Source organism: Chitinophaga sp., from assembly GCF_036569185.1.
GTDB lineage: Bacteria > Bacteroidota > Bacteroidia > Chitinophagales > Chitinophagaceae > Chitinophaga.
Map to the genome: position 1 here is coordinate 1 of NZ_DATCRD010000406.1, position 3,250 is coordinate 3,250.

The 3,250-nt window shown below is 45.8% G+C and carries 4 protein-coding genes; 2 read left to right on the forward strand and 2 right to left on the reverse strand.

Annotation, left to right across the window (positions count from 1 at the left end):
* The first annotated feature begins 221 nt into the window (after positions 1-221).
* Both VIM72_RS30515 and VIM72_RS30520 read left to right on the forward strand, forming a co-directional pair.
* On the forward strand, positions 222-899 hold the full coding sequence (locus tag VIM72_RS30515) for a DUF2625 domain-containing protein (protein WP_332006580.1): 678 nt from the start codon (positions 222-224) through the stop codon (positions 897-899).
* Between the two features lie 181 nt (positions 900-1,080).
* Positions 1,081-2,226 carry a glycosyltransferase family 87 protein gene (locus tag VIM72_RS30520; protein ID WP_332006581.1) on the forward strand — a complete coding sequence of 382 codons (1,146 nt, stop codon included), beginning with the start codon at positions 1,081-1,083 and terminating at the stop codon, positions 2,224-2,226.
* 44 nt (positions 2,227-2,270) lie between these two features.
* Here VIM72_RS30520 and VIM72_RS30525 read toward each other — a convergent pair whose 3' ends face one another.
* Positions 2,271-2,618 (reverse strand): HopJ type III effector protein, encoded by a 348-nt coding sequence (locus VIM72_RS30525; RefSeq protein WP_332006582.1) that lies wholly within the window; start codon positions 2,616-2,618, stop codon positions 2,271-2,273.
* A gap of 29 nt (positions 2,619-2,647) precedes the next feature.
* Positions 2,648-3,250, reverse strand: a 603-nt coding sequence (locus tag VIM72_RS30530; RefSeq protein ID WP_414649071.1) for a sodium:solute symporter family transporter, incomplete at its 5' end; no start/stop codon positions are given.

Sequence of the window (3,250 nt, forward strand, 5' to 3'; positions counted from 1 at the left end):
GAAATCCCAACAGCAGCAGAAGTAAAAGAAAATGGCGTGGACGTTGGCGAGATGAATAAGCTCCTGTTACAAAAAGTAGAAGAGCTTACACTCTATCTTATTCAACAACAAAAAGAAATTGAATCATTGAAGCGCAGGATAAAATAACCGTCCTGCCGGCGATAAAAAAACGCGGATGAACACCTGCTGTTCACCCGCGTTTTTTTATTTAATTTGCAAAGATGAAATCTCTTAGTGAACTGATTAATACAAAAGAACCAGGATGGGACCTGGTAAAAGAATGGATCAAAGATGGTAACAATCATATAGAGATCCTTCCTAAAGATAACACCCGTGCAGAGCAGGCTTTGTATCAAACCCAGGTAACCACCCGCTCCCCTATGGGCGCCATTGTTTATGAAACCGGCGGCCTGCTGGTAGATCACGGATGGATCAGGGTACTTGGCTCGGGCCACGAAAAATTAGATCGTACCCTGCCTGGCTGGAATGAAGGGAAATCGTATAGCCATACAGGTGAGCAACCTGGTTTTTTATTAATTGCAGATGATGTGACGGGTGGTTTCTTCGCCATTAATGCCGGCGGTATTGCCGCACAGGAAGGCATTGGCAGCGTATTTTATTTTGCGCCGGATACACTGGAATGGGAAAACATGGAGATCAGCTACAGCGATTTCATTTCCTTCTGCTGCTCCGGCGATATTGAAGGATTTTATAGCGCATTCCGCTGGAAAGGCTGGCGTGAAGATGTAGCCGCAATAAACGGGAACCAGGCATTCAGTTTTGTACCTTTTCTTTTTACTAAAGAAGGAAAAGACATTAATAACGTAAGCAAAAAAGCAGTGCCGGTGGAAGAAACTTGGTCGCTGCAAATGGATCTGCGGGAGCAATTGGGACATTAAAATCTGAGAGGTTGTATCAAAAGTAATTTTTACCGGGCTTTGTTTTTGTTATAATATTTTTCCACCACCCGATGGGGGGAAATGCCCTTTCCTACGTCTACTTATAGGAAACCATGAAATACTATAATAAATATAAATATTTTTTGTGCCGGAACGCCAGGAACCTACCCCAGTTATATCAATGACCGACGCCAGCAGCCGCACGTACTGGTACCAACAGCCGCTCGTCATAGCGCTGTACTTCATCGGTACCTGTGTGCTGTTCATACAATCACTGGTCACGAACAAATACAATAATTTTGTCATCTTCCGCAGCTCATGGGACCATATGCTGCATCATCAGCCATTGTACCTGCTTTATCCTGATACTTATTTCGACTATTATTTATACCATCCCTCTTTCCCGGTGTTTTTTGCACCCATTGCCATATTACCCAGGGCCATAGGCCTTTTTGTATGGCTCATGGGCAGTACAGTGTTGTTCCTGTATGCCATCCGTCAGCTGCCGCTGGCCGCCAACAAACGCTATATTGTTTACTGGCTGCTCATCCTGGAACTGCTGAATGCTATCCAGTCTTCACAGACCAACCCCCTTATGACGGCCCTCATGATACTCACCGTCGTAAACCTTGACAGGAAAAAACCGGTTCCCGCCGCACTCTTCACCTGCCTCTGCTTCTTCATCAAAGGTTATGGCGCTATCATAGGACTATTATTCCTTTTCTTTGATAAAAAGTGGATCTATCTCAAATACTGCATCATCTTCGGTATAGCAGGTACACTGCTGCCGCTGTTAGTATTATCCCCTGCAGAGCTGTTGCAATCGTATAAAGACTGGTACGCCCTCATCACCAGCAGTACCATTGTGGAAAATGTGTCGCTGAGAGGAATGATGCACGCCATCAGTAATACGCCCCAGCAGGTAACCACCGCAACGGATATGATAGTATTTCTATGTGCCATAATGGGGCTCATAGCAGCTTTCATTTCAGGATGGACCTACAAGCCGGCCTATTACCAATGGGTCACCTGCGGTTATCTCCTCATATGGATAGTAGTATTTAACCAGAGCTCAGAATCACCCACCTATATCGTGGCGGTCACGGGAGCTGTGGCCGGACTGATGCTGATCCAGGATAAAAAGGCGCCTTTATTTCTCCTGGGACTGCTTATACTGGTAACTTCTTTATTCCCAACAGACCTTGTACCCAAATTTATTAACCGCTTCGTTATTGCATACCATCTGAAAGTACTGCCTTGCGTGGTTATACTGCTCTACTTCCAATACCACCTGTTTTCACAGGCCAAACGCCCGAAATCAGCATAACATAATCCTTGCGGCTCTGCTACCACCTCTTGTCTTTTATAGTTTTATACCTGCTTCTCCAGTAAGGCCTGCCCTTCAAATCTAATCCCTGGCCAGCCATGAATCATAAACTGCCTGATATTCTGATGATCTGTTCCCTCCGGGTTATTTAGTACCGATTGATAATGTTCTGCAAATAAGTGAAGCGTATCTTTTTCCTCCAGGTTGTTCAGCTGTGCAAAAGCAAAAACCCTGGCACTCCCCTGGTTCTGAGTCGCCTCATTATATGCTTCTCCATTTTTAAAAGCGGTAGGTTGATGTTGATACCAGGTATCTATAAACTCCAGCACCTCTTTGAACGGGCGTGCATTCTTTTTCAGATCGTTAAGCAAAGTAATCAGTTGTTCTTTCATTCAGCAAAAATAGAAATTTAATACTGCATTTACCGGAAACACCAATAAAGTACAGCCATTACCGTTAGCAGCAGTACCGATAATACTTTATAATTAGCCAGGCCGGGCCATCCTTTTACCTGTAAAGGCGCCAGCGGGCTTTCCCAGTAAAGGCCCCTGCTTTCAGCGGTATGCTGTACAGGAAATATAAACGACAATACTACCTGCATTACCATGCAAACCAGGAACAGGTAAAACGCCACCATTAGCGGCGGGATATTAACCGGGTAAAGTTTGCCGGTAAGATATACAGCGGCTCCCAATGCAGAGCCTATCCATAACGTATATTGTGCCGCAAGGGAGGAAGCCTTTTTCCAGAACACACCTAACAGGAACACGCAGGTGATGGGCGGCGCAATATGTGATATAACGTCATTAATGCCGTTAAAAAGGCTTTCATACCTGTTCAGCAGGGGTAAGAGCCCGATGGACAATACCAGCGCCAAACCGGCGGCAATACGGCCTGTTTTCACCAGCTGTTTATCTGTTGCCTGCGGACGGATCCGTTTGTACAGGTCGTAGCTCACCAGGGTGGCAATGGAGTTCAGCGCGCCGGAGATCTGGCTCATCAGGCCGGACAGCAACGCGGCTAC

What these genes read in the sequence shown, in the direction of transcription:
- VIM72_RS30515 (WP_332006580.1), top strand. Translation starts at nt 222, where the DNA reads ATGAAATCTCTTAGTGAACTGATTAATACAAAAGAACCAGGATGGGAC.
- VIM72_RS30520 (WP_332006581.1), top strand. Translation starts at nt 1,081, where the DNA reads ATGACCGACGCCAGCAGCCGCACGTACTGGTACCAACAGCCGCTCGTC.
- VIM72_RS30525 (WP_332006582.1), bottom strand. Translation starts at nt 2,618, where the DNA reads ATGAAAGAACAACTGATTACTTTGCTTAACGATCTGAAAAAGAATGCA.